This window comes from Actinoallomurus spadix (assembly GCF_024055725.1).
Lineage (GTDB): Bacteria > Actinomycetota > Actinomycetes > Streptosporangiales > Streptosporangiaceae > Actinoallomurus > Actinoallomurus spadix.
Genome location: NZ_JAMXMX010000017.1, coordinates 106937 through 133753, shown reverse-complemented (window position 1 = coordinate 133753; position 26817 = coordinate 106937). Strand labels below are relative to the sequence as shown.

Annotated in this window: 26 protein-coding genes; 11 read left to right on the top strand and 15 right to left on the bottom strand. The window is 72.1% G+C overall.

The features are described 5' to 3' along the window. Positions 1–62: 62 nt before the first annotated feature. The 7 genes from gatB to NE235_RS24470 all read right to left on the bottom strand — a co-directional run bounded on the left by gatB (position 63) and on the right by NE235_RS24470 (position 9875). A complete protein-coding gene (gatB, locus tag NE235_RS24500) occupies positions 63–1562 on the bottom strand; it encodes an Asp-tRNA(Asn)/Glu-tRNA(Gln) amidotransferase subunit GatB (protein ID WP_252806899.1) in 1500 nt (499 codons plus the stop codon). A gap of 26 nt (positions 1563–1588) precedes the next feature. After that, entirely contained in the window at positions 1589–3085 is a 1497-nt protein-coding gene (gene gatA / locus NE235_RS24495) for an Asp-tRNA(Asn)/Glu-tRNA(Gln) amidotransferase subunit GatA (RefSeq protein ID WP_252806897.1), read from the bottom strand. 88 nt (positions 3086–3173) lie between these two features. Beyond that, on the bottom strand, positions 3174–3527 hold the full coding sequence (gene gatC / locus NE235_RS24490; RefSeq protein WP_252776033.1) for an Asp-tRNA(Asn)/Glu-tRNA(Gln) amidotransferase subunit GatC: 354 nt from the start codon (positions 3525–3527) through the stop codon (positions 3174–3176). A gap of 339 nt (positions 3528–3866) precedes the next feature. Next, positions 3867–5963 carry a putative bifunctional diguanylate cyclase/phosphodiesterase gene (locus NE235_RS24485; protein WP_252806896.1) on the bottom strand — a complete coding sequence of 699 codons (2097 nt, stop codon included), beginning with the start codon at positions 5961–5963 and terminating at the stop codon, positions 3867–3869. A 226-nt stretch (positions 5964–6189) separates the two neighbouring features. Next, complete coding sequence (gene ligA / locus NE235_RS24480) at positions 6190–8355, bottom strand: NAD-dependent DNA ligase LigA (RefSeq protein ID WP_252806894.1); 2166 nt, start codon at positions 8353–8355, stop codon at positions 6190–6192. A gap of 148 nt (positions 8356–8503) precedes the next feature. After that, a complete protein-coding gene (locus NE235_RS24475; RefSeq protein WP_252806892.1) occupies positions 8504–9367 on the bottom strand; it encodes a sulfurtransferase in 864 nt (287 codons plus the stop codon). A 40-nt stretch (positions 9368–9407) separates the two neighbouring features. Beyond that, the gene (locus NE235_RS24470; RefSeq protein ID WP_252806890.1) at positions 9408–9875 is read right to left on the bottom strand and encodes a MarR family winged helix-turn-helix transcriptional regulator; all 468 of its coding nucleotides are present in this window, start codon (positions 9873–9875) and stop codon (positions 9408–9410) included. A 91-nt stretch (positions 9876–9966) separates the two neighbouring features. Between NE235_RS24470 and NE235_RS24465 the strand changes: the two genes are divergently transcribed. Both NE235_RS24465 and NE235_RS38855 read left to right on the top strand, forming a co-directional pair. Then, complete coding sequence (locus tag NE235_RS24465; protein WP_252806888.1) at positions 9967–10401, top strand: SgcJ/EcaC family oxidoreductase; 435 nt, start codon at positions 9967–9969, stop codon at positions 10399–10401. Between the two features lie 118 nt (positions 10402–10519). Further along, positions 10520–10693, top strand: coding sequence for a pyridoxamine 5'-phosphate oxidase family protein (locus NE235_RS38855; RefSeq protein WP_252806885.1), 174 nt, complete (start codon positions 10520–10522; stop codon positions 10691–10693). A 17-nt stretch (positions 10694–10710) separates the two neighbouring features. On the opposite strand, the gene NE235_RS24455 is transcribed toward NE235_RS38855, so the two are convergent. Then, complete coding sequence (locus tag NE235_RS24455) at positions 10711–11646, bottom strand: hypothetical protein (RefSeq protein ID WP_252806883.1); 936 nt, start codon at positions 11644–11646, stop codon at positions 10711–10713. Between the two features lie 332 nt (positions 11647–11978). Beyond that, on the bottom strand, positions 11979–12983 hold the full coding sequence (locus tag NE235_RS24450; protein ID WP_252806881.1) for a methionine synthase: 1005 nt from the start codon (positions 12981–12983) through the stop codon (positions 11979–11981). Between the two features lie 204 nt (positions 12984–13187). Here NE235_RS24450 and NE235_RS24445 point away from each other — a divergent pair, with 204 nt between their 5' ends. Together NE235_RS24445 and NE235_RS24440 are read left to right on the top strand one after the other, a co-directional pair. Next, positions 13188–13727, top strand: coding sequence for a beta-lactamase family protein (locus NE235_RS24445; protein ID WP_252806879.1), 540 nt, complete (start codon positions 13188–13190; stop codon positions 13725–13727). 16 nt (positions 13728–13743) lie between these two features. Further along, positions 13744–13944 (top strand): TetR/AcrR family transcriptional regulator, encoded by a 201-nt coding sequence (locus tag NE235_RS24440; protein WP_252806877.1) that lies wholly within the window; start codon positions 13744–13746, stop codon positions 13942–13944. An 80-nt stretch (positions 13945–14024) separates the two neighbouring features. Here NE235_RS24440 and NE235_RS24435 read toward each other — a convergent pair whose 3' ends face one another. Continuing rightward, the gene (locus NE235_RS24435; RefSeq protein ID WP_252806875.1) at positions 14025–14570 is read right to left on the bottom strand and encodes a helix-turn-helix domain-containing protein; all 546 of its coding nucleotides are present in this window, start codon (positions 14568–14570) and stop codon (positions 14025–14027) included. Between the two features lie 52 nt (positions 14571–14622). Between NE235_RS24435 and NE235_RS24430 the strand changes: the two genes are divergently transcribed. After that, a complete protein-coding gene (locus tag NE235_RS24430; RefSeq protein WP_252806873.1) occupies positions 14623–15783 on the top strand; it encodes a pyridoxal phosphate-dependent aminotransferase in 1161 nt (386 codons plus the stop codon). Between the two features lie 22 nt (positions 15784–15805). Here NE235_RS24430 and NE235_RS24425 read toward each other — a convergent pair whose 3' ends face one another. After that, complete coding sequence (locus NE235_RS24425; RefSeq protein WP_252806870.1) at positions 15806–17989, bottom strand: WD40 repeat domain-containing serine/threonine protein kinase; 2184 nt, start codon at positions 17987–17989, stop codon at positions 15806–15808. Positions 17990–18153: 164 nt separating this feature from the next. Then, positions 18154–18969, bottom strand: coding sequence for an LLM class F420-dependent oxidoreductase (locus NE235_RS24420; protein WP_252806869.1), 816 nt, complete (start codon positions 18967–18969; stop codon positions 18154–18156). A 113-nt stretch (positions 18970–19082) separates the two neighbouring features. Between NE235_RS24420 and NE235_RS24415 the strand changes: the two genes are divergently transcribed. Then, positions 19083–19523, top strand: a complete 441-nt coding sequence (locus tag NE235_RS24415) for a hypothetical protein (RefSeq protein ID WP_252806867.1) — start codon at positions 19083–19085, stop codon at positions 19521–19523. Beyond that, positions 19523–19822 (top strand): transcriptional regulator, encoded by a 300-nt coding sequence (locus NE235_RS24410; RefSeq protein WP_252806865.1) that lies wholly within the window; start codon positions 19523–19525, stop codon positions 19820–19822. The genes NE235_RS24415 and NE235_RS24410 overlap by 1 nt, the downstream gene beginning before the upstream one ends. 10 nt (positions 19823–19832) lie before the next feature. On the opposite strand, the gene mnmA is transcribed toward NE235_RS24410, so the two are convergent. Then, positions 19833–20927, bottom strand: a complete 1095-nt coding sequence (mnmA, locus tag NE235_RS24405; protein ID WP_252806863.1) for a tRNA 2-thiouridine(34) synthase MnmA — start codon at positions 20925–20927, stop codon at positions 19833–19835. Between the two features lie 388 nt (positions 20928–21315). Here mnmA and NE235_RS24400 point away from each other — a divergent pair, with 388 nt between their 5' ends. Continuing rightward, positions 21316–22317: a DUF695 domain-containing protein gene (locus NE235_RS24400; RefSeq protein WP_252806861.1), complete on the top strand. Its 1002-nt coding sequence runs from the start codon at positions 21316–21318 to the stop codon at positions 22315–22317. 61 nt (positions 22318–22378) lie between these two features. Here NE235_RS24400 and NE235_RS24395 read toward each other — a convergent pair whose 3' ends face one another. Continuing rightward, entirely contained in the window at positions 22379–23533 is a 1155-nt protein-coding gene (locus tag NE235_RS24395; protein WP_252806858.1) for a cysteine desulfurase family protein, read from the bottom strand. 84 nt (positions 23534–23617) lie between these two features. Then, positions 23618–24313 (bottom strand): SDR family oxidoreductase, encoded by a 696-nt coding sequence (locus tag NE235_RS24390; protein WP_252806856.1) that lies wholly within the window; start codon positions 24311–24313, stop codon positions 23618–23620. A 67-nt stretch (positions 24314–24380) separates the two neighbouring features. Here NE235_RS24390 and NE235_RS24385 point away from each other — a divergent pair, with 67 nt between their 5' ends. The 3 genes from NE235_RS24385 to NE235_RS24375 all read left to right on the top strand — a co-directional run bounded on the left by NE235_RS24385 (position 24381) and on the right by NE235_RS24375 (position 26808). Then, complete coding sequence (locus NE235_RS24385) at positions 24381–24989, top strand: TetR/AcrR family transcriptional regulator (protein ID WP_252806854.1); 609 nt, start codon at positions 24381–24383, stop codon at positions 24987–24989. A gap of 10 nt (positions 24990–24999) precedes the next feature. Next, complete coding sequence (locus NE235_RS24380) at positions 25000–25521, top strand: TetR/AcrR family transcriptional regulator (RefSeq protein WP_252806852.1); 522 nt, start codon at positions 25000–25002, stop codon at positions 25519–25521. A gap of 90 nt (positions 25522–25611) precedes the next feature. Continuing rightward, positions 25612–26808 (top strand): MFS transporter, encoded by a 1197-nt coding sequence (locus NE235_RS24375; RefSeq protein WP_252806850.1) that lies wholly within the window; start codon positions 25612–25614, stop codon positions 26806–26808. The last annotated feature ends 9 nt before the right edge of the window (positions 26809–26817 follow it).

Here is a 26817-nt window from a genome sequence, read left to right as displayed (position 1 = left end):
GCGTTGGCCGGCCCGGCGGCCGGCTCCTCGACGATCAGCTCACGGGCCGGCCGGTCCGGCCGTCAGCTCGTGAGCTTCTCGATGATCAGCTCGCGGGCCCGGCCGGCGTCGGCCTGGCCGCGGGTGGCCTTCATGACCGCGCCGACCAGCGCGCCGGCCGCCGCGACCTTGCCGCCACGAACCTTGTCCGCGATGTCAGGGTTGGCGGCGATGACCTCGTCGATGACCGAGCCGAGCTGGCCCTCGTCGCTGACGACCTTCAGACCGCGCTTCTCGACGACCTCGTCCGGCGTTCCCTCACCGGCGAGCACGCCGTCGAAGACCTGCCGGGCCAGCTTGTCGTTGATGCTGCCCTCGGCGACCAGCGCGCTGACCCGCGCCACGTCGGCCGGGGTCACCGGCAGCGAGGCCAGCTCGGCGCCCTGCTCGGTGGCCCGCCGGGACAGTTCGTTCATCCACCACTTGCGGGCCGCGGCCGGCTCGGCGCCCGCGCGCACCGTCTCCTCGATCAGGTCGAGCGCGCCGGCGTTGACGATGTCCTGCAGCTCCTTGTCGGCGACGCCCCACTCGCCCTGCACCCGGCGGCGGCGGGCGGCCGGCAGCTCCGGCAGCGAGGCGCGCAGCTGCTCGACCCACTCGCGCGACGGCGCCATCGGCACCAGGTCGGGCTCGGGGAAGTAGCGATAGTCCTGCGCCTCCTCCTTGCTGCGCCCGCTCGTGGTCGTGCCGGTGCCCTCCTGGAAGTGCCGGGTCTCCTGGATCACCTTGCCGCCCGCGTCCAGGACGCCGGCCTGCCGCTCGATCTCGAACCGGACGGCACGCTCGACGGACCGCAGCGAGTTGACGTTCTTGGTCTCCGTGCGGGTGCCCCACTCCGACGCGCCCTTGGGCATCAGCGAGACGTTGACGTCACAGCGCATCGAGCCCTGCTCCATGCGCACGTCCGAGACGCCGACCGCGCGCACGAGCTCGCGCAGCTCGGTGGCGTACGCCCGCGCGACCAGCGGCGCCTTGTCACCGGTCGCGACGATCGGCTTGGTCACGATCTCCACGAGCGGGATGCCGGCCCGGTTGTAGTCGACGAGGGAGAAGTCGGCTCCGTGAATGCGGCCGGTGGCGCCGCCGACGTGCAGCGACTTGCCGGTGTCCTCCTCCATGTGGACCCGCTCGATCTCGACGCGGTACGTCTCCCCATCGACCTCGACGTCGAGGTATCCGTCGACGCAGAGCGGCTCGTCGTACTGCGAGATCTGGAAGTTCTTCGGCATGTCCGGATAGAAGTAGTTCTTCCGGGCGAAGCGGCACCACTCGACGATCGAGCAGTTCAACGCCAGGCCGATCTTGATGATGCCCTCGATCGCCGAGCGGTTCGTCACCGGCAGCGCCCCGGGCATCCCCAGGCAGACGGGGCAGACCTGGGTGTTCGGCTCCGCGCCGAACTCGGTCGCGCACCCGCAGAACATCTTCGTCTTCGTGCCCAGCTCGATGTGGGTCTCGATGCCCAGCACCGGCTCGTATCTCGCCAGCGCCTCGTCGTACGGCACGAGCGTTTCCGTGCTCATCGGTAGTTCAGTCCCTTCGGGCCCGATCAGAGTTCGGGGGCCTTGGCCAGGAGCGGGCCGCCCCAGCGGTCCTGTAGGGCCCGCTCGACGGCGGCACCGACGCGGTAGACGCGGTCGTCGGCGAGGACCGGTGCCATGATCTGCAGGCCGACCGGCAGGGAGTCCTCGTCCGCCAGGCCGCACGGCACCGAGATCGCGGCGTTGCCGGCCAGGTTGGACGGGATCGTGCACAGGTCGGCGAGGTACATCGCCATCGGGTCGTCGGCGCGCTCGCCGATCGCGAACGCGGTCGTCGGCGTCGTCGGCGAGATCAGCACGTCCACCTGCTCGAACGCCGCGTCGAAATCACGGGCGATCAGCGTGCGGACCTGCTGGGCCTTGCCGTAGTAGGCGTCGTAGTAGCCGCTCGACAGGGCGTAGGTGCCGAGCATGATCCGGCGCTTGACCTCCGGCCCGAAGCCCTCGGCGCGGGTGAGCGCCATGACCTCCTCGGCGGAGCGGGTCTCGTCGTCGCCGACGCGCAGGCCGTAGCGCATGCCGTCGAACCGGGCCAGGTTGGACGAGCACTCCGACGGCGCGATCAGGTAGTACGCCGGTAGCGCGTACGTGAAGTGCGGGCAGGACACCTCGACGACCTTGGCGCCGAGCGACTCCAGCACCTCGACGGCCTCGTGGAACCGCGCCAGCACGCCCGGCTGGTACCCCTCGCCGCCGAACTCCTTGACGACGCCGACCCGCAGGCCGCCGACCTCGGCGCGGCGCGCCGCCTCGACGACGGGCGGCACCGGCTGGTCGATCGACGTGGAGTCCATCGGGTCGTGCCCGGAGAACGCCTCGTGCAGGAGCGCGGCGTCCAGGACCGTACGGGCCAGCGGGCCCGGCGTGTCGAGCGAGGACGCGAACGCGATCAGGCCGTAGCGCGAGGACCCGCCATAGGTCGGCTTCATGCCGACGAGGCCGGTCACCGCGGCGGGCTGGCGGATCGAGCCGCCGGTGTCGGTGCCGGTCGCCAGGGGCGCCTCGTACGCCGCGACGGCCGCCGAGGACCCGCCGGACGACCCACCGGGGATCTTGTTCAGGTCCCACGGGTTGTGGGTGGGGCCGAACGCGCTGTTCTCCGTCGAGGAGCCCATCGCGAACTCGTCCATGTTGGTCTTGCCGAGGATGACCAGCCCCGCCTCGCGCAGCCGCCGCGTGACGGTCGCGTCGTACGGCGGGCGCCAGCCCTCCAGGATCTTGGAGGAGGCGGTCGTCGGCATGTCGATCGTCGTGAAGACGTCCTTGTGCGCGATCGGCACCCCGGCCAGCGGGCCGAGCGCCTCCCCCGCCGCGCGGCGCTCGTCGACCGTGCGGGCCTGCGCGAGCGCGGTCTCCGGGTCGACGTGCGTGAACGCCTTGACCGAGTCCTCGACGGCGGCGATCCGGTCCAGGTGCGCCTGGGTCACCTCGACCGCCGACGCCTCGCCGGAGGAGATCAGCCCGGCCAGCTCGGCCGCGCTCTTCTTGATGATGTCAGCGCTCATTGGTCGCTCGCGCTCCTCACTCGCTCCGCGGACGGCCTCGTGCCTCGGCCGGCCACTCCGCTCGCTGCGTCGCGTTCGCTCCGCATGTTCACGCCTCCTCGTCGAGAATCCGCGGGACCTTGAAACGCTGCTCGTCGGCGGCGGGCGCGCCGGACAGCGCCTGGTCGGGCGTGAGCGAGGGCCGCACCTCGTCGGCGCGGAAGACGTTGGTCAGCGGCAGCGCGTGCGAGGTCGGCGGAATGTCCTCGGCGGCGACCTCCTGGACGCGCGCGACCGCGGAGATGATGTCATCGAGCTGGGTGGCGAGGTGATCGAGCTCGTCCTCGCGCAGCGCCAGCCGGGACAGCCGGGCGAGGTGCGCGACCTCATCGCGGGTGATGGCTCCGCCGCCGCGGGCCTGGCCCGCGGCGGCGGAGCCATGGGCGGCGTGCTCGTTAAGCATGTCGAAACCGTTTCTGCGATCGATGGGTTCCCAGCCATCCTAGAGGGCGGTCCGAACCGGCCACGACCGGTTAACACGCGGTTTACGCAGGGCTGGCGAGGAGGCCGCGATCCGGGCCGGAACGAGGACCCGGCCGGGCGGTTCGGCGGAGGGCGGCTTCGTCGGCACCCTCGGTCGTGCGAGTCGGAGGTCGCGAGCGCGGGCGCCGCGGGGCGGCGCGGCGGCGCCGAGTGCGGGCGCCGCGGCGGTCTCAGGCAGTGGGCGCCCCACCGGCGGGCCCTCGTCCGGGCCCGGCGACCGCAGGCACGGTGGTCCTCCGCGTGCCCGGCGGGAGGCGCGTCAGAGCGCCGCGCCCTCGGGGGCCTCGAGTTTCGCGACGTGCTCGCGCAGCCAGTCGGTCGCCTCCGCGGCGCACATCGGCGCCTGGAAGTGGTAGCCCTGGCCGGCGTCGCAGCCGAGGTTGCGCAGGAGGTGCTCGGTCTCGGCGTTCTCGACGCCCTCGGCGACCGAACGCAGGCCGAGGGTGCGGGCCAGATCGATGATCGACCGGACGATGACCGCGTCGTCACCCGCCTCGTTCAGGCGGCTGACGAAGGAGGCATCGATCTTGATCTCCTCGACCGGCAGGCTCTTCAGCCGGACGAGCGAGGAGTAGCCGGTGCCGAAGTCGTCGAGGCTGAGCGGGATGCCCAGCTCGGCCAGGGCCCCGACCGTGTCGGCGGCGTAGGCGGGTTCGGTCATCAGGATCCGCTCGGTGATCTCCAGCTGCAGGGCCCGCGGCGGCACCTCGTGCCGGAGCAGGCCCGCCGCGATCATCTCGGTGAGCGCCGAGTCGAGCAGGTCACGGCCGGAGGCGTTGATGGCGACCTGGACGCGGAGCCCGGCCTTCCACCATCGGGCGACCTGGGTGAGCGCGGCGTCGACCACGAAGTCGGTGATGCCGCGCATCAGGTAGGTCTGCTCGGCGATCGGCAGGAACTGGTCGGGGGTGAGCAGCCCCTTCTGCGGGTGCCGCCAGCGCAGCAGCGCCTCCATGCCGACCGGGCGGCCGTTGCCGAGGTAGAGCTTGGGCTGGAAGAACAGCTCGAGTTCGCGGCGGTCGATCGCGCGGCGCAACTGCCCCTGCCGGCCGAGGCGTTCGGGCGAGTTGCGGTCCCGATCCGGTGAATAGATCTCTACCCCGGTGCGATTTTCCTTCGCCACGTACATCGCGACGTCGGCGCGCTGCATCAGCAGCTCGAAGTCGGGCGCGTGGTCGGGGTGCAGGGCGATGCCGACGCTGGCCTCCAGGTCGAATGACATGCCGTCGAGACGCACGGGCTCGTTCAGCGCCGCCCGGAGCCGCGCCGCGACCTCGCGGGCACCCCGCGCGTCACGCACGGTGGGCAGGAGCACCGCGAACTCGTCGCCGCCGAGCCGCGCGACCAGGTCGCCTGGCCGCACGCTGTGGGTGAGGCGGTGCGCGACCAGTTGCAGGAGCCGGTCGCCGGTCGGGTGGCCGAGCGTGTCGTTGACCTCCTTGAACCGGTCGAGGTCGAGGAGGAACAGACCGACCCGCCGGGGCGGCTCGTGGTCCCGGCCCCGGGCGGTCAGGGCCCGCTCGGCCTGGTGACGCGCCTGCGCGAGCGCCTCCTCCGTGCGCATGATGAGGAGTTTGCGGTTGGGCAGGCCGGTGAGGCCGTCGTGCAGGGCCTGGTACTCGCGGCTGACCGACACCGAGGCGTTGATGTAGACCGCGATGAACGGCAGGACGAACAGTGGGACGAAAGCCGCCGACCAGCTCATCGCCACGACCACCAGCGGCGCCAGCCCCAGCAGCGCGCTGTGCACGAGGAGCTGGAGGCCGAGGTTCCAGCGCATGGTCTTGAACACGGAGGTGCGCTCGTGCAGCGCGATCGCGGTGTTGACCAGCACGAGGTTGACGACGAAGTATGAGACCCCGGCCAGCAGCATCGTCGGCAGGTCGAGGGCGTGCGGGGTCCAGGGGTGCGTCGGCGACGCCGTGATGCCGGCCGCGAGCAGCACCAGTCCCGCCGCGGCGAAGCTGAGGGTGTACTGCCCGACGTTGAAGGCCGTGCGGTGCAGGGCGCGCCGGCGCAGCATGCCGGTGGCCACGGTCGCGACGGCGTGCAGGAGCAGCGCCGTCGGCAGGCCGGCGTAGATCAGTGTGGCGAAGGTGAAGGTGGTCGAGACCGTCGCGCCGGTGGTCTCGGTGGAGCCCGGCGTGATGATCGGCTTGAGCTCGCCGCACACGATCAGGAACGCCAGGATCCAGAAGAGCGGGTCGCCGACCAGCGTCCGGAGGTCGGCGACGCCCAGACCGGCGAACGAAGTGGCAAGGGCCGCGACGCCGACCACCGTGACACAGACGACGTAGCTCCACAACGGAGAGCCACGCCGGGGGACGGTGTCCCGCGTGTTGTTCGGGTCCTTCATCACGTCCTCGGGGGGTTACACCCAAATCTTGCGCTTTGGGGGGAGGCGATGGTGTTTGGACGGACACAAGTAGTGCTGAGGGGAGACTACGACGTCCGAGCAACTTCGCGGAACCGATTGCGCACGTTGCGTTACGCCTGTGCTCGACCGCTGGGCAACCCCTCGGTAATCGATCGATACCGTACAGTATCGCCCCGCAGGTCAGCCTGACCAGATTCTGGAGGAATCACTCCTCTCCGACGGTCGCGATTTCCTTGGCCGCATCCGGCCCCTTGTCGAGCAGCACCTGGAAGCCCGCCTCGTCCAGCAGGGACACCCCCAGCTTGACCGCCTTGTCGTACTTCGACCCGGGGCTCTCGCCGTAAACGACGAACCCGGTCTTCTTCGACACCGAACCGGACACCTTGCCGCCGAGGTTCTGCACGGCCTCGGTCGCGGAGTCACGGCTGAAGCCCTCCAGCGACCCGGTGATGACGACGGTGACGCCCTCCAGCGGCCGCGGGCCCTCCTCCGCGCCCTCGTCCTCCATCCGCACGCCCGCCGCTCGCCACTTCTCGACGATCTCGCGGTGCCAGTCGACGCCGAACCACTCCTTGACCGACGCGGCGATGGTCGGCCCGACGTCCTCGACCGCCGTCAGCTCCTCCTCCGACGCGGCGGCGATGCGGTCGAGCGAGCGGAACTCCCGCGCGAGCGCCTGGGCCGCCGTCGGCCCGACGTGACGGATCGACAGCGCCACCAGGACCCGCCACAGCGGCTGCTTCTTGGCCTTCTCCAGCTCCTCGAAGAGCTTCTCCACCGTCTTCTTCGGCTCACCGGACTTGTTGGCGAAGAAGGTGACGACCTTCTCCTCGCCCGTCTTCTCGTCGATCTTGGGCAGGCCGGTGCGCTGCTCGCGGACCACCGACTTGATCGGCAGCAACTGCTCGACGGTGAGGTGGAAGAGGTCGCCCTCGTTCTTGACCGGCGGGTCCGCCGGCTCCAGCGGCTGGGTCAGCGCGGTCGCCGCGACGTAACCGAGCGCCTCGATGTCGAAGGCGTTGCGACTGGCGACGAAGTAGACCCGCTCCCGCAGCTGCGCCGGGCACTCCTTGGCGTTCGGGCAGCGGATGTCGACGTCGCCCTCCTTCTGCGCGCGCAGTTCGGTGCCGCACTCGGGGCACCGGCTCGGCATGACGAAGTCCCGCTCCGTGCCATCGCGCAGGCCGGTGACGGGCCCCACGATCTCGGGGATGACGTCGCCCGCCTTCCGCAGGACGACCATGTCGCCGATCTTCACGCCCTTGCGCTTGACCTCGTCGGCGTTGTGCAGCGTGGCGTACGCGACCGTGGAGCCCGCCACCTTGATCGGCTCCATCACGCCGTACGGCGTCACCCGGCCGGTGCGCCCCACCCCGACCTTGATGTCGAGGAGCCTGGTGTTGACCTCCTCCGGGGCGTACTTGAACGCGATCGCCCAGCGCGGCCACCGGCTCGTCGACCCGAGCCGCCGCTGCAGCGCGAGCTGGTCGACCTTGACCACCACGCCGTCGATCTCGTACGCGGGCTCGTGCCGGTGCTCGCCGTAGTACTCGATGAACTCCCGGACGTCGTCGAGGCCGTCGACGACCCTGACCCGGTCGCTGACCGGCAGGCCGAACGATCGCATGATCGCGTAGGAGTCCGACTGGCTGTCCGGCTGCTTCCCGCCGCGCCACGCGCCGAACCCGTGCACGATCATGCTCAGCGGGCGCCGCGCCGTGACCCGCGGGTCCTTCTGGCGCAGCGACCCGGCGGCGGCGTTGCGCGGGTTGGCGAACGGCGCCCGGCCCGCCTCGACCAGCCCCTCGTTGAGCTTCTCGAACGCCTCGACCGGGAGGTAGACCTCGCCGCGCACCTCGAGCAGCTCCGGCACGTCGTCACCCTCCAGCTGGAGCGGCACGGCCTCGATCGTCCGGATGTTGTTGGTGACGTCCTCGCCCGTACGCCCGTCGCCGCGCGTCGCGCCACGGACGAGCCGGCCGTTCTCGTACGTCAGGTTCACCGCCAGCCCGTCGATCTTCAGCTCGCACAGGAAGTCGGCGACGGAGCCGACCTCCTTCTCCGCGCGGGTCAGCCACGCCGACAGGTCATCGGTGCTGAACGCGTTGTCGAGGCTCTGCATCCGCTCGATGTGCTCGACCGTCGCGAAGTCGGTCGTGATCGGCGCGCCGACCCGCTGCGTCGGTGAGTCCGGCGTGACGAGCTCGGGATGAGCCTTCTCCAGCGCCTGGATCTCGCGCATCAGCCGGTCGTAATCCGCGTCGCTGATCGTCGGGGAGTCGAGGACGTAGTAGCGGTAGTTGGCCTCGTCGAGCTCTGAGGCCAGCTCCGCGTGCCGCTGCCGAACCGCGTCGGGTACGCCTGTCGCCACGTGTCTCTCCCTGCCTAGCGACTGCCACTGCTCATAGTGTCTCGCGTGCCAGTGACACTTCTGACCTGCGGCTCGCTGATCCGGAGGGAGTCGGTACGCCGCCTCGGACACGGCCGGCGCATGCGGACCGCCGGGCCTGCGCGCCGCGCTACCGGCCGGTCACCACGGGGCGGTCCGAGGGCAGTCCCCACTCGCTCCAGGACCCGTCGTACACGGCCAGATCGCGGTACCCGGCGAGCCTGGCCGCCAGTGCCAGGACGCAGGCGGTGACACCTGACCCGCAGCTGAAGATCAGCTTCTCGCGGTCCGCCACGAGGCCCGCGAACATCCCCGTCAGCTCGGCGGCGCGGCGCATCAGGCCCTCCCGCTGGACCTCGCCGAACGGCAGGTTGACCGCCCCGGGCATATGACCTCCGCGCAGTCCCGGGCGTGGCTCGGGGGCCGTACCGGAGAACCGGTCACGGGAACGGGCGTCGAGGACCGCCGAAGCCGGGTCCACCAGGGCGGCCGCCACCGCGTCGCCGCCGACGATCCACCCCGGCCGGGGGCGGGCGGTGAAGGTCCCCGGCCGCGGCGCGGGCGCGGGCCGGCCGCTCTCCACGGGGAGCCCGGCCGCCTCCCAGGCGGGCAGGCCGCCGTCGAGTACGGCGACCCGGTCGAAGCCCATCGACTGCAGCATCCACCAGGCCCGGGCGCTGGAGTAGATTCCCGCCGCGTCGTAGACGACCACCGTGCCGTCGTCGTCCAGTCCGAGGGAGCGCATCTCGTCGGTGAACCGGTCCGCCGCGGGCATCGTGTGGGGCAGCGGATCGGAGTGGTCGGACAGTGCCCCGTCGATGTCGAAGATCCGTGCGCCCGGGATGCGCCGGGAGGCCCCGCGGTGCGCTCCCACGGACGCGTCGAGCACGACCAGGCCGGGCGCGCCCGACCGGTGGGCGAGCCACTCCACGGTGACGAGCGGGCCGAACGGCCCACGGTCACCTCCTGTCAGCGCCTCGCCGGCTCGTTCCACGCGCTGCCCCCCTCTTCCGCCCCGCCGATGGGCGAGCATCCTAACCGTCGGCAGAGGCGGGCCGTGCCCTGCCGGTGAGCTCCGCGGTGGCCTCCAGGTAGGCGTCGGCGGCGCGCGCGAAGTAGTCGAAGAGGACGGCCTGCTGTTCGGGCGAGTAGCCCTGGATGATGGCGCCGATCCTCTGACGGGCCGGGGCCAGGGCCGCGTCGAGACCGCCGGGACCGGCGACAGGTTCGACGATGACCTTACGGCGGTCGTCAGGGGCGGGAACGCGGCGGACGTATCCGGCCTGTTCGAGACGGTCGATCAGCCGAGTGGTGGGTCCGGTGGTCAGGCCGGTACGGCGGCCGAGTTCACCTGGGGTCATGGGGCCGCCCAGCCCCAGGATGTTCAGCGCGTACAGGTCGGTCGCGCCCAGGTCGACGGCCTTCGCACTGGCGTGACCGTGCAGCAGCACGGCGCTGAGGTAGCGCCGGTACACCGCTCCCGCGTCCTCCGGTGTTGACACGCCCGATCCCCTTCCATAATCTCTTCTTCAGAGAAGAGAAATCTTCTGAGCACTAAATGCCTGAAGGAAGCTACCACGAAGGGGCCATGTCGTGAACACCTCAACCGCCGCCGTCACCGCCGTTCTGGACCGCCTCACCGCCGCCTGGAACGCCGGCGACGGAGCCGCCTACGGCGCCGAGTTCACCGCCGACGCCACCTACATCACCTACGTCGGCACCCTGTACGTCGGCGGCGCGGAGATCGGCGCCGCCCACCAGGCGCTGTTCGAGAGCTTCCTCAAGGGCACGCGGCTCACCAGCGAGATCGTCGACGTCCGCTTCACCGGTCCCGACACCGCCGTGGTCATCACCCGCGGCGACGTCCACAAGGGGCGCCCCGGCCGACTCCACAAGATCCAGACCTACACCCTGGTCCGCCAGGAGAGCGGCGACTGGAAGGTCGCCGCCTTCCAGAACACCAAGCACAAGGCCCTCATGGAGGCCATCTCCTTCAAGGTCCAGCCCGCCACCAGGCCTGCCGCCTGACCACCTCGGGAGAAGGAGACCAGGAAGCGCCGGGCGCCGCAAGGAGGCCGACCTGCGCCGCGATCCCCGGGCCGGCCTCACCGTCTTCGACCGGAACGACCCGCTGCGGTACGTCGAGGTGCGCGGCACGGCCACGATCACCGAGGACACCGGCAGGCGGTTCGCCGTCGAGCTCGCCGGGCAGTACGAGGGACCCGGCGCCGGTCAGGAGTACCTGGAACTCCCGCCAGAGATCGTCCGCGTCGTCATCCGCATCAGCCCGCGCCGGGTCGTCGGGACCGCGGCCGGCTGACCCGGCTCTTCCCGGTATCAGAAGATCAGCGAGAGCAGGAAGCCGACCACGGCGCACAGGGCGGCCAGGGCCAGGGAGACCCCGAACACCGGGACGAGGACGGTCAGCAGCGTCCCCCAGGGAGGGGGGTTCTTCCGCAGCCGCTTGTAGCTGCCGGCCGAGACCCGTCCCGGTGACACGCAGAGCACCACCAGCAGGAACGCGGCCAGGCTCACGATCCCGAACGCGGTCGCCAGGTTCATCCCGGCGTTCATCGCACCGGGGTGGACGTACCCGCCGTCGGGCCTGCGGCGCAGCTTCACGGGCTTGCCGACGTCGACCCGAGCGTCGCTGATCCGCGCGGATCCGTCGACGATCCCCCCCTTCGCCGCCACGAACGTCCCGGTGCAGACGCGCTTCTCGTTCTTGCCGGCCCCGGTGGTGTGGCACTGTGCCGCCGTGAACGTCCCCGGGGTCCCGGACATCCCGGACGAGTAGCGGAAATCGCCGAGCGGGAAGGTCAGCAGCCAGCCCGCCAGAGCCAGAACGCCGATCGCGGCGAGCACGCCGCCCGCGCCGAACGCCAGGCCCCGCAGGGACGCCAGCAGGCCGCGCCCGCTCCTGTTCCTCCTGGTCGTCGGCCTGCTCTTTCTCCGCCCCTCCGCGGTCTCGGTCTTCTTCCGCTCCGCCGAAGCGGTCCTCCTCCGGCCTGCCGCAGAACCGGCCTTCTCCCGCGCCGCCCCCGCGCCGGTCTTCTTCCGCTCCGCCGCCGCACCGGTCTTCCCCCGGCCTGCCGCCGAAGCGGTCTTCTTCCGCTCCGCCGCCGCCCCGGTCTCCTTCGGCTCTGCCGCCGGGACGGTCTTCCTCCGGCTGGCGGTGGGCCTGCGTTTCGCTCTTCCGGCGGCGGAACCGCTCGTACTCCGTCTGGCGGCAGAGCCGTCCTCGCCCTGCTCCGCCTCTCGCAACCGCGCCATGGCAGCTGCTCCTCCCTGCTGTGCTGTGACCCCGCCGGGCCCTCGTTGCCGAAGACGATCAGACGATATTGATCATTCGCGGTCCATGGGGGCCTATCGGGTGAGCAACCCCGCCGAAACAGGAGCAAGGCTGCGATCACGGACACAGCACTCCCGGCGAGCGTCCGGTGGAGGAGCGGTCAGCAGCATGATCCGGCGGCACAAGGCCGTGCCCGACGGACACTCCCGCCGACGTGGCGCGGAGCGTCAGCGGCAGAAGGACGGCGAAGTAGCGGCCGCGTGGCCGGCGGATGGCCCCGCTCTTCGGCGCTCCCCCGAAGCTCTGACCGCGATCAGTCTTCGGCGGTCTCCCGCAGTACGCGAGCCGCCTCACGGCAGTGCTTCAACGCGGCGCGTACGTAGCCGGGGCTCGCCCCGGCGAGGCCGCAGGCGGGGGTGACGGCGACGCCCTCGGCGAGGACGCGCGGCGAGAAGCCGAGCCGCCGCCACAGCTCCTGGACGCGGGAGAGCGACGCCTTCGGCGCGGGCAGCGGCGCGTCCGTGCCGGGGACGATGCCCAGCAGGAAGCCGGTGCCCGCCTCGACGGCCTCACCGATCGTGTCCTCGTCCTCCCGGCGCAGCAAGGCGGCGTCGACCGAGACCGCCTTCGCTCCGGCGGCGCGCAGCAGGCCGTACGGGGCGCGCGGAGCGCAGCAGTGCACGAGTGGGAAGGCGTCCGTCGCCTCGATCATCCTGCGCAGGCCGTCCTCGACCAGCGGGGCCTCGACGGCGGGAAGCCGGGAGAAGCCGCTCGCGGTGGGCACGGTTCCGGCCAGCACACCGGGCAGGCCGGGTTCGTCGAGTTGCAGCAGGATCGTCGCGCGCGGGAGCCGGCGGCGCACCTCCGCGACGTGCGCGGCGACACCCTCGGCGAGCGAGGCGATCAGGTCGCGTACGGCGCCGGGGTCGCGGAGCGCCCGGTCGCCGTGCCTCAGCTCGATCGAGGCGGCGAGGGTCCACGGCCCGGCCACTTGGATCTTGAACGGCCCTTCGTACTCCCTCGCCTGCTCTTCCAGCGTGTCGAGGTCCTGGGCGAGCATGCTCCGAGCCCGGGTGGTGTCGCGGCCCGGCCGGTCGGCGAACCTCCACCCGGACGGTTGCAGCGCGACGGCCAGTTCGACGAGCAGTCCGGCGGCGCGCCCGATCATGTCCGCGCCGGGGCCGCGTCCGGGCAGCTCCGGGAGGTACGGCAGGCCGGGGAGCTCACCGAGGACGATCCGCAACGCCTCGGCTGGATCATCTCCGGGATGCGATCCGACACCGGTCGCGGTTTCGATGGTCCACGGAAGATCAGGCACAGCAGAAGCCTAAAGGCTGGCGATGGATCTCCGGCCACCACCGGCCGCGCTCCCACGGCGGGGCGGCGCCCGACCCGCCCTCGTCGCCGTTCTGTCGCGTTGCCACCGCGAGGGAGCTCGAAGAACGCATACGCCCGCGATACGCCCTCCCGTCTTCAATACGGGCCTGGAGCGCCGCGCATCATCGGCCCCGGACGCTGCGGCATGACCGGCTCGGGCTTCTATACCCGGCCGCAGTGGCTCACCGACGAGCACATCGCGCACCCGTACATGACGCTGGCCGACGGCAGCGTCGTGGACGCGGTCCGCAATCTCGACAAGGGCAGTCCGCGCCCGTACGAACCAGGCAAGAACCCAGGCCGCAGCTTCATCGATGCCCCCGGCGACGGCGGCTTCGCCACCGCGCCGGACCTGGTCCGGTTCGCGCACGCGCTGCGTGACGGCACGGTGCTGGACCGGCACTATGCCGACTTGTTCACCGGGGCGAAGATCCCCCATACGCCTCAGACCGAGGGCTTCCGGGCAGCCCCCGCCAACATGTCGTTCGAGGCCTACGGGCTGCCGGTCGCCATCGTCAACGGCCAGTGGACATGGACCCGCGGCGGTGGTGCCCCCGGTATCGGCGCCAACTGGACCATTTACCCGGACACCGACTGGGTCGGCGTCATCCTCGGCAACATCGACGAGGTGCCGCTGCAGGAGATGGCCGAGCAGGAGACGCAGGCCGTCACCGGCCAGGACTGACGCGCGCCCGCTGACAGTGACTTCACCGGGCGATCCGCAAGCGTCCGGAAGGGCACCGGCGTCCGCTCTGCGCGCCGCCCTGGTCAGCACGGTCCTCATCGGCGTCGCCCTCGGCCGGCATCTGATCAAGCTGGATCACCTGGCCGACGGCGACCCGGATCATATCGTCGAGCTCCTGCGCCCTTCGATCCGCTCCCTCACCAGGGCCTACGGCTGACCCTCTTTCCCGCGATTCGCGCGACTTCGACGCGGTCAGTGGCGCCACCCGCGCCGGCGCCGCAGCAGGGTCCGGCCGGGTCAGGGTTCGGGGTGCAGCATCAGGAGGACGGCACGGTTGCGCGGCCCGCGTCCCTGGTACACGTGCGGCCGGGTGGCGTCGAAGCGGATGGAATCGCCCGTCTCCAGCTCCTCGGCGGCGTCGGCGGGGCCGGTCGTGACGCGGCCCTCCGTCACGACGAGGCACTCCTCCACGCCGGGGAGGTGGGCGGCCGAGTGCCGGTCGGCCTGGGCGACCTCGATGTCGTACACCTCGACGGTGCCGCGGATCCGGATGCGGTGCAGCAGGCGGGCGCTGACGGCGTCGCCTTCGGCGCGGGGGCGGTCGTCCGCCGCCCGTACGACCTCGACGGCCGAGGCGGGCGCTTCGAGCAGCTCACCGAGCGGCACTTTCAGCGCCGTGGCGAGCGCCCACAGTGTGCTCAGCGTCGGGTTGGCCTGGCCCAGCTCGATGCCGTGCAGCGTCGTCTTGCCGATCCCGCCGGCCGCGGCGAGGTCCGCCAGGGAGATGCCCGCCGCCGTACGCAGCCTCCGCAGGTTGCCGCCGACCACTTGCCCTACGTCCATGCGTATCAGCATAGTGGTACACACGTAGCGACATAGTGAACGGAGCCCGCGCATGACCGTCACCCGGCTTCGCGGTATTCCGGGAATCGGCGTGGACGTCGTCGGAGACGCCGCCGACGCCCTCGCCGACCCGGACTTCCTGCGGCTGGAGAACCTCGACACCGACCTCAGGCCGCCCGCCGTCGCGCTCGCCGCGACCCGTGCGGCCATCGACGACGATGCCGCCAACAGCTACCTCCCGTTCCAGGGCCACCGGTCGCTCCGGGCCGCGGCGGCCGCGCACGTGGGCCGGATCGCGGGGCGCTCGTACGACCCCGCCACCGAGTGCGTCAGTGTGGCGGGCGGGCTGAACGGCATCCTCAACACGCTGCTGGCGACGGTCGAGCCGGGCCAGGAGGTCGTACTGTGCGACCCCGTCTACGCCGGTCTGGTGAACCGGGTACGCCTCGCGGGCGGGGTGCCGCGCTTCGTCCCGGCCGAGGCCACGGCGGAGGGCTGGTCCGTGGATCCCGCGCGGCTCGCGGCCGCCGTCGGCCCGCGGACGGCGGCGGTCCTGATGATGGGCCCGGCCATGCCCACCGGCCTCGTGCTCGACGACCGGCACTGGACGGCGCTCGCGGACGCCTGCGAGCGCCATGACGCCTGGCTGATCTATGACGCGGCGATGGAACGCCTCCGGTTCGACGGCCTGCCGCCGAGCCACCCGGCGTCCCACGAGGGGCTGGCGGGGCGGACCGTCACCGTCGGGTCGGCCTCCAAGGAGCTGCGGATGATCGGCTGGCGGGTCGGCTGGGTGGTCGGCCCGGCCGGCCTTCTCGCCGACGTCCGGCTGGTCGGGCTGACGAACGTCGTGTGCCAGGTCGGATTGGCACAGGGCGCCGTCGCCGCCGCGCTGGACGCGCCGGACGCCGACGCCGACGTGGCCGCCGCCACGACCGAGTGGCGGCGGCGCTGCGACACGGTACTGCGCGAACTCGCCGCGTACCCGGTCGTCCGGCCGCACGGCGGGTGGTCGCTGCTCATCGACGCCGAGCCGCTGGGGCTGAGCCCGGCCGGCCTGTCCCGGCGCCTGTTCGACCGGGCGAAGGTGGCGGCCACGCCGATGGACGGCTGGGGTCCCGGCGGGAGCCGGTACCTGCGGCTCGTGTTCGCCAACGAGCCGGTCGACCGCCTGACGGGCCTCGGCGACCGATTCCGCCGGGCGCTCGGATGAGGTCAGGCGATGATCTGGCCGGTCAGCTCAGTCCCCACAGTTGTACCTTGCCGTCCCTACCCCCGGAGGCCAGGGTCCGGCCGTCCGGGCTGAAGGCGATCGCCATGATGTCGTCCGAGTAGCCGAGGGGCTGGCCGATCGGCGCGCCGTCGGCGGTATTCCACAGGCGCACCTCCTGGTCGTCGCCGCCGGCCGCGAGGGTCCTGCCGTCCGGGCTGAACGCCACCGAGAACACGGTGTCGGTATGACCGGTGAAGGGATGGCCGACGGGATTGCCGGTGGCCGCGTCCCACAGCCGCACGTCATCGGCATCGCCGTCCGAGGCGATGGTCTTCCCGTCCGGGCTGAACGCCACCGAATAGGTGCCACCGGTGATGGCCTGGCCGATCGGAGCCTGAGTGGCCGTGTTCCACAGCCGCAGTGTGTCGCGGCCGCCGGAGGCGAGGGTCCGGCCGTCCGGGCTGAACGCCACCGAGTAGACGCTGTCGGTGTGACCGGTGAGGGGATGGCCGAGGGGAGCCCCGGGGGCGGTGTTCCACAGTCGTATCGTCTTGTCGGCGCTGCCGGAGGCGAGGGTCCTGCCGTCCGGTCTGAACGCCACCGAGTACACGGTGTCGGTGTGACCGGTCAGGGCATGGCCGGTGGGAGCGCCGCTGGTCACGTCCCACAACCACACCTTGTCGTCGTGGCCGCCGGCGGCGAGGGTCCGGCCATCCGGACTGAACGCCACCGAGCTCACTCCGCTGGGACCGGAGAGTGTCCGGGCCGCGATGGTGTCGCCGAACAGCCATATCTTGTCGTCGTCAGGAGCGCCCGCGGCGATGGTCTTGCCGTCCGGGCTGAAGGCGACCGTCCCGAGCGCGTTCGTAGTGTTCAGATCGACCACTTTCAGCAGGTGCCAGGTGGGAGTACTGCCACCTCCACTCACCGGGGCCGGGGCGTGACCACCACTGCCACCACGCCTCTGGGCCGGAGTCGGTGCGGGGCCGGGCGTCGTGCCGCCGTGCCTCTGGGTGAGCACGAACGCCGTCGTCGCCGCGACCACCACCGCGGCCAGGAGGACAGACGCCGGCAGCACCGACGCCCGGAGGCGTGACCGGCGGACCGGGGCGCCCGGCCCGGCAGGGCCGGCAGGGCCGGCCCGGCCGGGGTCCTGCGGGGTCGCGGGCCCTGGGGCGGCCCGTGACGCCTCGCGGCCGTCGAACGCGCTCGGGCCTATGGTCTCGGCATGGCCCAGGTCGGTACCCGGGTTCCCGGCGCCGCTCGCCGCGCCGCGTTGCCCCCGGTCGTGGGCTCCCCAGCGGCCGGTCTCGTCGGTGGATCCTCGGGAGGGGTGGAGAAGCGCGTCGGCCTCGGCCCTGCGTTCGGCGACGGCGGTGGTGACGGCCGGAGGCAGCCATCGGCTGGAGATGTGCGGACCGGCGAGATGGTCGATGACGTCGTCGACGCTCGGCCGGCTCTCGGGATCCTTGGCCAGGCAGTCGGTGACCAGACCGGTGAGGTGCGGGGGCAGGCCGGACAGGTCCGGCGGGTCATGCCGGATCCGGTAGATGATCGCGTCGGTGGGGCCCTCGCCGAAGGGTGTGCGGCCGGTGGCCGCGTACACCAGCACCGACGCGAAGGAGAACACGTCGCTGGCCGGCCCGATCTCCTGGCCCCGTGTCTGCTCGGGGGACATGAACGGCGGGGTGCCGGTGATCGAGGCGGTGTGGTGGGTGGCGTCGAGGGCGCGGGCGATGCCGAAGTCGATGACCCGTGGTCCGTCCTCGGCCAGGATCACGTTGCCGGGTTTGAGGTCCCGGTGCACCAGGCCGCACCGGTGGATGGCGGCCAGCCCTTCGGCCAGTCCCGCGCCCAGCACGCTGACCGTCTCGCCGGGCAGCGGACCGTGCTCGTGGACCGCCTGCTCCAGCGACGGGCCCGGGACGTAGGCGGTCACCAGCCACGGCGGGTCCGCGTCGGGGTCCGCGTCCACGACCTGCGCGGTGAAGAAACCGCCGACCTTGCGGGCCGCGGCGATCTCGGCGGCGAACCGCTCACGGAACCGCGCGTCGTCGGCCAGTTCGGGGCGGACCACCTTCACCGCGACCTGCCGGCCGCCCCGGGACAGGCCGAGGAACACCTGCCCCATTCCCCCGCCGCCCAGCCTGCCGAGCAGGCGGTACGGTCCGACCCACTCCGGATCGCCCGCCCGCAACCGATCCATCAGCGCACAACCCCTTCACCCGAGGACGCCGGTGCCTGCTCCTGCAGATCATTTCAGCCGGTCCTGCCACAGTGCGGGTGTTTCGCGGCGATCGCCGGCGAGCGGGTCTGTGCGGGAGGGCCGGGCGCCGCCGCGAGACCGCTCCGTCCGCGGCGGCTCGGCACCTAACCCGTGATCAGGCCGACCATCGTGTCGAGGCGGCGCAGCGTCTCATCGGCGGGCTTGGTCGGCAGGAACAGCAGAATCTCGTCGACCTCGGCGGCGGCCAGCGCGTCGACGGCCTCTTTCCTCGCGGGCGTGGCGTACACGGTGACCGGGACGTGCCGACCGGCGCGCTCGCGCAGTTCCCGGACGCCTTCGGCGATACGGGCAGGGTCCTCGGCGATCGGCATCCACCCGTCGCCGTACTCCAGGACCCGGTCGAACGTCTTCGGCCCCCAGCCGCCGACCAGGACCGGCGGCGTCCGTACCGGCTTGGGCCAGGAGAACATCGGGTCGAAGTCGACGTACTCGCCGTGGAACTCGGCCTCGTCGTTCGCCCAGATCTCCCGCATGGCGAGGACCCGCTCGCGCATCAGCGCCATCCGGGTCTTGGGGTCGGTGCCGTGGTCGCGCATCTCCTCGCGGTTCCAGCCGCCGCCGATACCGAGCACGGCCCGGCCGCCGGAGACGAGGTCGAGCGAGGCGATCTCCTTGGCGAACACGATCGGGTCGCGCTGCGGGACCAGCGCGATCCCGGTGCCCAGCGTGAGCCGCTCGGTCACGACGGCCGCCGCCGTCAGGGAGACGATCGGGTCGAGGGTGCGGTAGTAGACGCGCGGCAGGTCCCCGCCGCCCGGGTACGGCGTCTCGCGGCTCACCGGGATGTGGGTGTGCTCGGCTACGAACAGCGACGCGAACCCGCGTTCCTCCAGCGCCCGGCCGAGGGCGGCCGGCGCGATGCCCTCATCGGTCACGAAGGTCGAAACACCGAATCTCATTCTGCCGACCCTAACGCGGCCGGCCCGGCGGACGCCGGTCGCCACACCTACTTTCCTCAGAGGAAAGCAGGTGCTACTTTCCTGAGAGGAAAGTTGGCCGTACGGGAGGAATCATGACCCCAGAAGACGCCCTGCGCGAGATCCGGGCCCGCGAGGACCAGACGACCGACGCCGCCCTCGGGCCCGTACCACGGTGGTACCTCGTCAGCGTCGCCGTCCTGCTGTGCGCCGTCGGCGCCGTCCCCGACTACGTCTCCGGATGCCTGCCCTACCAGGCCGCCGGTATCGCGCTGCTCCTCGTCCTGAGCGTGATCTCGAACCGGTCGCGCACGGCGCGGCTGCGCCGCTCCCGCTACACGAACAGGTCGGCGCTGCTCGTGCTGTCGATGATGGCAGCCATGATCACCGCTTTCATCGGGCTGTACGTCGTCGCCTCGCTGGCGGACTGGTCGCACCCCTCGACCATCGGCGCGGCCGCCATGGCGCTGGCGTGGGTCCTGATGACGCCGTGGTTGAATCGGGCGATGAAGGCCACGCTCCGCCGGGAGCCGTGATGGAGGAAGGCTTCGACGAGTTCATCCACGTGCCGGCGCGGCTGTCGATCGTGGCCCTCCTCGCCCCGGCCGAGTGGGTGGAGTTCCGGTTCCTCCGCGAGACGATCGGCACGAGCGACTCGGCCCTCTCCAAGCAGATCACGGCCCTGGAGAACGCCGGTTACGTGGCCGTCCGCAAGGAGCGCTCCGGCACCGCGCGCCGGACCCTCGTCCGGCTCACCGACCACGGCCACGCGGCCTTCGCGGCGCACGCCGCCGCGCTCGAGCGCATCGTGGGCACGGCCCGGCAGCGCCCCTGAAAGATGGGTCTCAGGCGCCGGCCCGCACCGCGCTCGCCGCGGAGAACGTCGCCGCGATCGTCGCGGAGCCCAGCACCCGGTCGCCGTCGTACAGCACCGCCGCCTGGCCCTTGGCCACCCCGCGCGCCGGCGTGCGCAGCGAGATCCGCAGCACGTCCCCGTCCGGCGTCGCCGTGCAGTCGTACACCTCGCCGTGCGCCCGCAGCTGCACCTGGCAGTCCCGCGGCGCGGCGGGCGGCTCGGCCAGCCAGACCGGGCGCTCACCGTGGATCTCCTGGACGTCGAGCGCCTCGCGCGGTCCGACCGTCACCGTGTTGGTCACGGGCGAGATGTCGAGGACGTAGCGCGGCCGGCCGTCGGACGCCGGGCGGCCGAGCCGGAGGCCCTTGCGCTGGCCGATCGTGTAGGCGTACGCCCCGTCGTGCTCGCCGAGGACCTCCCCGGACGTGTCGACGATCGGCCCCTTCTCCGCGCCGATCCGGTCGGCCAGGAAGCGCTGGGTGTCACCGTCGGCGATGAAGCAGATGTCGTGACTGTCCGGCTTGTCGGCGACCGCGAGTCCGCGCCGCTCGGCCTCCCGCCGAACGTCCGCCTTGGTCGTGTCGCCGAGCGGGAACATCGCGTGCGCCAGCTGCTCGCGCGTGCAGACGGCCAGGACGTATGACTGGTCCTTGCCGAGATCCACGCTGCGGCGCAGGACCCCGTCGGCCAGCCGGGCGTGGTGGCCGGTGCAGACCGCGTCGAACCCGAGCGCCAGCGCCTTGTCCAGCAACGCCTGGAACTTGATCTTTTCGTTGCAGCGCAGGCACGGATTGGGCGTACGGCCCGCGGCGTACTCGGCGACGAAGTCCTGGACGACGTCACGATCGAACCGCTCGGCCATGTCCCACACGTAGAAGGGGATGCCGATCACGTCGGCCGCCCGGCGGGCGTCCCGGGCGTCCTCGAGCGTGCAGCACCCCCGCGCGCCGGTGCGGTACGACTGCGGGTTGGACGAGAGCGCGAGGTGCACGCCGGTCACCTCGTGGCCGGCCTCGGCGGCACGGGCGGCGGCAACGGCGGAGTCGACACCGCCCGACATGGCGGCGAGTACGCGAAGAGTCATGACCTACACGAGGGTACGCGCTCGGCCTCCCCTTCCGCGCGGCACCGCCGACGCGGCCGCGGCGGCCTGGCGGCGCGATCTCGTGGGGGGCAAGGACAACTGGTCGAGGTGGTACGCGCCTCACACGACTCTGATCGAGGTGGCGTGACCACCGGAGGAACGCGCGAAGCCGGGCTCCCGGCTGTGCGGGGGTTCCCGGCTTCACTTCCAGACCCCGATGAGGTCGGCTGCTCCTATTCTCCTACAGCGGCACCCCTGTCAAGCCGTTCCGCACACGGCCGGTCACTGTGCGCGATGCGCCGTCGGGCCCGACGGCGCAAGATCGAGGTGGGAAATCGGGCGTGATTAGGCTGGAGAGGTCACTGTCGGCCGTACGATTGGCCGCACCATGGGAATCTTCCGACGCTCTCCAGGGACGCCTTCGCCCGACCCCGCCATCGCCCGGTTCTGGGAATGGTGGCCGGAGGCCCGGGAACGGCTGAACGACGGCGTTCCCGACGACCTCGCCGAACAGCTCGCCGCGTACATCGAGGCGATGCACCCCGACCTGGAGTGGGAGATCGGGCCGGGGCCGAGTCTGACGGTGAGCGGCGGCGGAGTGGGCGAGCTGCGCGGGATCGCCGAGCGCTGGTTCCAGGCGGCGCCCGACGACGGCTGGGAGTACCGCCCGGCGCGGGCCGCCGACCCGGCGATGCTGGAGGGCAAGCTCCAGCTCGACGACCATGAGTTCGATCTGAGCTACGTACGGACGGGCCTGCGCGCGGACGCCCGGCGGGCCCGCGTCGACGTCACCGCCTACCACCCGGACTTCCTGTTCGTTCCGGAGGAGACGCAGCTCACCCTCACGTACCGCGTGCTGGACTGGGCGCTGGGCGAGGACGACGTCGCGCGGTGGATCGGCGACGTCGCGACCGTCACGGGCGAGCCGATGGACGCGCTACCGCCGTCGATGCTGTCCGCGGTGGTGGAGCAGGTCGCGGCGCCCTTCCGGGAGCCGGCGTGGCTGACCGGTGAGGGCCGCACCCCGCTGGGTCACGCGGCGCGAGTGGCCGTGCGCTTCCCGCTGCACCGGCAGGACCACCCGCTGTGCGACCTGTACGTCGCGGTGACGCTGCCGTACGCCCACGCCAACCCGGACCGGCTCCCGGTCGAGCCGTCGGCGTCGGCGCTCCGGGACTTCGAGAAGTCGATCGAGGCGATGGGCGGGCGGGTCGTGCTGGCCGCGCACGAGAGCGGCGACGGGCGGCGGGTGTTCCACGTGTACGCCGACCCGGACTCCGGCGCGGTCGCCGAGCTGGACCAGCTGGCGGCGGGCTGGTCGGAGGGGCGGGCCAAGGTCTCGTCCCAGCCCGACCCGGCATGGGAGATCCTGGAGCCGTATCAGCCGTAGGGTTCTGGCCGAATCCGGCCAGACGCGGCCATCTCCGGGAGCGTGGCCCGGTGCGGCGCGGTCAGGCGGCGCCGGCGCGGCGGGCGCGCTCGACGACGGGGGCGATGGCCTCGACGACGGCGTCGACGTCGGCCTGCGTGCTCGTGTGGCCGAGGGAGAACCGCAGTGAGCCGCGCGCCCGCGGCAGGTCCGCGCCCATCGCGAGGAGCACGTGGCTGGGTTCGGCGACGCCGGCCGAGCACGCCGACCCGGTCGAGCACTCGACCTCCCGGGCGTCGAGCAGCATCAGCAGCGCGTCGCCCTCGCAGCCGGGGAAGGACAGGTGGGCGTTGCCGGGGAGCCGGTCGTCGGGGTCGCCGTTGAGCACGACGTCGGGTACGGCCTGGCGGACCCGGGCGATGAGGTCGTCGCGGAGCCTCGCCAGGCGTTCCGCTTCGGCGGCCCGCCGGGAGACGGCGAGGCGCATCGCGGCGGCGAGCCCGGCGATCGCGGCGGCGTCCAGGGTGCCGGACCGCACGTCGCGCTCCTGGCCGCCGCCGTGCAGGACGGGAACGGGGTCGAGCCCTTTGGCGAGCAGCAGGGCACCGGCCCCGACCGGCCCGCCGATCTTGTGCCCGGTGACGGTCATCGCGTCCGTGGCGAAGGTGACGGGAAGCTGTGCGACGGCCTGAACGGCGTCGGTGTGGAACGGGATGCCGTGCTCGCGGGCGATCGCGGCCAGCTCGGCGATCGGCTGGACCGTGCCGATCTCGTTGTTGGCCCACATGACGCTGACGACCGCGACGGTGCCGGGGTCGCGGTCGATGGCGGCGCGCAGGGTGTCGGGCCGGACCCGGCCGTCGGCGTCGACGGGCAGGTGCTCGACCGTCGCGCCCTCGTGGCCGGCGAGCCACTGTGCCGAGTCGAGGACGGCGTGGTGCTCGATGGCGCTGACCAGCACGCGGGTCCGGGCGGGGGCGGCGCTCCGGCGGGTCCAGAAGATGCCCTTGAGCGCGAGGTTGTCGGCCTCCGTGCCACCGCTGGTGAAGACGACCTCGCTCGGCCGGGCGCCGAGCGACTCCGCGATGACCTCGCGGGACTCCTCGACGACGCGCCGCGCCCGGCGACCGGAGGCGTGCAGCGAGGAGGGGTTGCCGATGCGCGCGAGCTCGGCGGTCATCGCCTCGACCGCCTCGGGCAGCATCGGCGTGGTCGCCGCGTGATCCAGGTACACCATGGCGGCCCCAGCCTATCCGCGCCGCCGCCGGCGGGCCACGGCGGCGGGGCGGAGGCCGGCCCGTACGGTCGCGGGCCGCCGGGGTCAGAGGGTCAGGCCGCCGTCGCAGGTGATCACTCGTCCGGTGACGAAGCCGGCGCTCATGAGGAAGCGGACCGTGCCGGCGACGTCCTCGGGACGGCCGACGCGGCGGACGGGCGTCTGCTCGGCGAACGCGGCGAACTGCTCGCGCCGCTGCGCCTCGGGGATCGCGGACCACCAGGGGGTGTCGATCACGCCGGGCGAGACCGCGTTGACGCGGATCGGCGCGAGTTCGGCGGCCAGCGGCGGCACGGCCCGCTCCAGCGCACCGTTGATCGCCGCCAGGCCCGCGGTGCCGGGTATGGAGCCCTGGGCGCTGGCGGCGGTGATGAACGTGATCGAGCCGTCCCCGGCGATCGTGTCGAGGGCCGCCTGCGCGGCGGTGAGGTGCGGGAACAGCTTGCCCTCGAAGCCCGCCCGCAGGTCGTCCATCTTCAGGTCCCGCAGGGTGCCCGCGCCACTCGCGCTGCTCAGCGCGAGGACCAGGTGGTCGAACCGGCCGTGGCGTGCGAAGAACGCCCGGACGTCCTCCGCCGAACGTCCGTCCACGGCCTCGGCCACGGCCACCTTCTCCGCGACGGTCCTCAGCTTCTCCGGGTCACGCCCGGTCACGAGGACCTCGTCACCGTCCGCGGCACAACTCTCGGCGATCGCCCGGCCGATTCCCGACGTACCGCCCAGCACGACAACGCGCATCATGGCTCCAATTTCTAGACGCTTCGTCTCGAAATCTATTCCGAGACTGACCGTCTTGTAAAGTTGGGGCATGGCCGACGGCACCCGGCGCCCCGGCCGCCCGCGCAGCGAGGCGGCCCGGCTGGCGATCCTCGAGGCGACGCATGACGAACTCGTCGAACACGGTTACGGCGGGCTGACGATGGAGCGCATCGCGGCACGCGCCGGGGTCGGCAAGCAGACGATCTACCGATGGTGGCGGTCCAAGGCGGAAGTCGCGCTGGACTCGCTGCTCAATGTGGCGGCGGAGGGGATCCCGATCCCCGACGAGGGCGACCTCGGAGCCGACCTGGACGTCTTCCTCCGTCACACGTTCGGGATGCAGGGGTCGGAGGGACCCGTGCTGATGGGCCTGCTGGCCCAGTCGCTGCTCGACCGGGAGTTCGCCGACGTCTTCCGTGACCGGTTCCTGGCCGGCCGGCGGGCGGCGCTGAGCGAGGTGCTGGACCACGCCGTCGCGCGTGGGGAGATCCCCGCCGGCACGGATCTCGTCCTGCTGCAGGACATGGTGTACGGCGTGCTCTGGTACCGCCTGCTGTTCCGGCACGCCCCGCTGAACGACGACACGGCACGCGACCTCGCGTCCCTGATCGCCCGGTCTGTCCGGAACGGGAATAACTGTACCGTCCGGACGGTATAGTACGAGTGTCATGAAACGCGATGCCCTCCTCGATGCCGCCGAGGCCCTGCTGTGCGAGCAGGGGACCCAGGCGCTCACGCTGTCCGCGGTCGCCGAGCGCGCCCAGGTCAGCAAGGGCGGGCTGCTCTACCACTTCCCGAACAAGGAGGCCCTGATCAGAGGGCTGGTGGAGCGGCTGATCGAGGAGTTCGACGCGCTGATCGCCTCGTACGAGACCGGCGGCCCCGGGTCGTACACCCGGGCGTTCGTCGAGGCCAACTTCGCCGTCGTCATGGACCGCGACCAGTCGCGGCTGCTGCGACGGTGGGCGACGGTCAGCGCGGCGGCGGCCGACCCGGCCCTGCTCGCCCAGATCCGCGAGGCGATGCACCGCTGGCACGACCGGGACCCTGCCGACGATCCGGATCCGGTCGCCGCGCGGATCGCGCGGCTGGCCGCCGAGGGGCTGTGGGAGGTCGCGATGCACGACCCCGGCCTCTACGACGAGGCGCAGCTCGAGACGCTGCGCGAACGGCTGCTCGGCTCGCTCTAGCGGCCGACCACCACGACCGACCACACCGGCGCCCATCACGGGCGCCGGTCCTTCCGTGCGCACCACGGCAAAAAAGAAAGAGGTGAAATCATGACGTCTCGCGTCCTCGTCCGGGCCCGCCTGGGCACCGTGCTGACGTTCGCCCTGGCCGGCATGCTCTGCGGAGTCTGGGTGTCACGGACGCCGGCCCTCGCGGACAAGTTCGGGATGAGGGAGGGCGACGTCGGGATGGCCATCCTCGTCTGGGGGATCGGCGCGATCATCGCGATGCAGGGGCTGCGGGGCGTCATGGCGCGGCTCGGCGGCACGGCCGTCCTGCGGGTCGCGGCGCCGCTGACGGCGGTCAGCGTGGCGCTGGTCGGGCTTGCCCCCACCCGGCCGCTGCTGTTCGTCGCGGTCGCTTTGTTCGGCATGACGTTCGGCCTGACCGACATCGGGATGAACGCCCAGGGCAGCGCCGTGGAACGTTCCTACCAGCGGCCGGTGATGAACGGCATGCACGCCGGATGGTGCGCCGGCGGCATCTCCGGGGGCCTGCTCGGCTCCTTCAGCGCCTCCGCCGGGCTGTCCTTCGGCGAGACACTCGTCGGCGGGGCGATCATCGCCCTTCCCCTGACCCTCGTCCTGGGCCGCACGTACATCGACGACCGGGCGCCCGCCGCCACCGGCCGGGGCCGCGCGCGGCTGCCGCTCGTCGTCTACCTCATCGGCACGCTGGCGTTCGTCGCCTTCATGATGGAGGGCACGATCGCGGACTGGAGCGGGCTGTTCCTCAACCATGAACTCGGCGCCACCCAGTCGGTCGCCGCCCTGGCGTACCCGCTCTTCGAGGCCGCCATGCTCGGCGGGCGGCTCGTCGGCGACCGCGTCCGCTCCCGGCTGGGCACCCGCCGGATGCTGACGTACGCGGGGCTGGGCACGGCGGTCGCCGTCTCGATCGTGGTCCTCGCTCCGGCGACGCCGTTCGCGCTGGCCGGATTCGGGCTGGCCGGGCTGATGGTCTGCACCGTGGTGCCGACGACCATCTCGGTGGCGGGCTCGGTCGTGCCCGGCCGGTCCGCCGCGGCGGTGGGCCAGGTCGGCGCGATGGGGTACGGCGGTCTCGTCCTGGGTCCCGTGGTGATCGGCTTCCTGGCCGACGCCGCCTCGCTGCGGGTCGGGCTCGGCCTCGCGGTCGTCCTCGCGCTGCTGATCGCGGCCAGTGCCCGGTTCGTCCCGGCGCGCCGTCTCCTGGTGGTGGCGAGTGAGCCCGAGGTGGAGCCCGAGGCCGTACGGCTCGCGGCCTGAACGGACCGG

Bases quoted from the DNA above. Each gene is read 5' to 3' on its own strand.
- NE235_RS24430 (WP_252806873.1), top strand. From the start codon at position 14,623: ATGACCGTCACCCGGCTTCGCGGTATTCCGGGAATCGGCGTGGACGTC.
- NE235_RS24410 (WP_252806865.1), top strand. From the start codon at position 19,523: ATGGAGGAAGGCTTCGACGAGTTCATCCACGTGCCGGCGCGGCTGTCG.
- NE235_RS24415 (WP_252806867.1), top strand. From the start codon at position 19,083: ATGACCCCAGAAGACGCCCTGCGCGAGATCCGGGCCCGCGAGGACCAG.
- gatC (WP_252776033.1), bottom strand. From the start codon at position 3,527: ATGCTTAACGAGCACGCCGCCCATGGCTCCGCCGCCGCGGGCCAGGCC.
- NE235_RS24395 (WP_252806858.1), bottom strand. From the start codon at position 23,533: ATGGTGTACCTGGATCACGCGGCGACCACGCCGATGCTGCCCGAGGCG.
- gatA (WP_252806897.1), bottom strand. From the start codon at position 3,085: ATGAGCGCTGACATCATCAAGAAGAGCGCGGCCGAGCTGGCCGGGCTG.
- NE235_RS24385 (WP_252806854.1), top strand. From the start codon at position 24,381: ATGGCCGACGGCACCCGGCGCCCCGGCCGCCCGCGCAGCGAGGCGGCC.
- NE235_RS24425 (WP_252806870.1), bottom strand. From the start codon at position 17,989: ATGGATCGGTTGCGGGCGGGCGATCCGGAGTGGGTCGGACCGTACCGC.
- NE235_RS24435 (WP_252806875.1), bottom strand. From the start codon at position 14,570: ATGGACGTAGGGCAAGTGGTCGGCGGCAACCTGCGGAGGCTGCGTACG.
- NE235_RS24390 (WP_252806856.1), bottom strand. From the start codon at position 24,313: ATGATGCGCGTTGTCGTGCTGGGCGGTACGTCGGGAATCGGCCGGGCG.
- NE235_RS24445 (WP_252806879.1), top strand. From the start codon at position 13,188: ATGACCGGCTCGGGCTTCTATACCCGGCCGCAGTGGCTCACCGACGAG.
- NE235_RS24455 (WP_252806883.1), bottom strand. From the start codon at position 11,646: ATGGCGCGGTTGCGAGAGGCGGAGCAGGGCGAGGACGGCTCTGCCGCC.
- NE235_RS24375 (WP_252806850.1), top strand. From the start codon at position 25,612: ATGACGTCTCGCGTCCTCGTCCGGGCCCGCCTGGGCACCGTGCTGACG.
- NE235_RS24400 (WP_252806861.1), top strand. From the start codon at position 21,316: ATGGGAATCTTCCGACGCTCTCCAGGGACGCCTTCGCCCGACCCCGCC.
- mnmA (WP_252806863.1), bottom strand. From the start codon at position 20,927: ATGACTCTTCGCGTACTCGCCGCCATGTCGGGCGGTGTCGACTCCGCC.
- gatB (WP_252806899.1), bottom strand. From the start codon at position 1,562: ATGAGCACGGAAACGCTCGTGCCGTACGACGAGGCGCTGGCGAGATAC.
- NE235_RS24485 (WP_252806896.1), bottom strand. From the start codon at position 5,963: ATGAAGGACCCGAACAACACGCGGGACACCGTCCCCCGGCGTGGCTCT.
- NE235_RS24380 (WP_252806852.1), top strand. From the start codon at position 25,000: ATGAAACGCGATGCCCTCCTCGATGCCGCCGAGGCCCTGCTGTGCGAG.
- NE235_RS24420 (WP_252806869.1), bottom strand. From the start codon at position 18,969: ATGAGATTCGGTGTTTCGACCTTCGTGACCGATGAGGGCATCGCGCCG.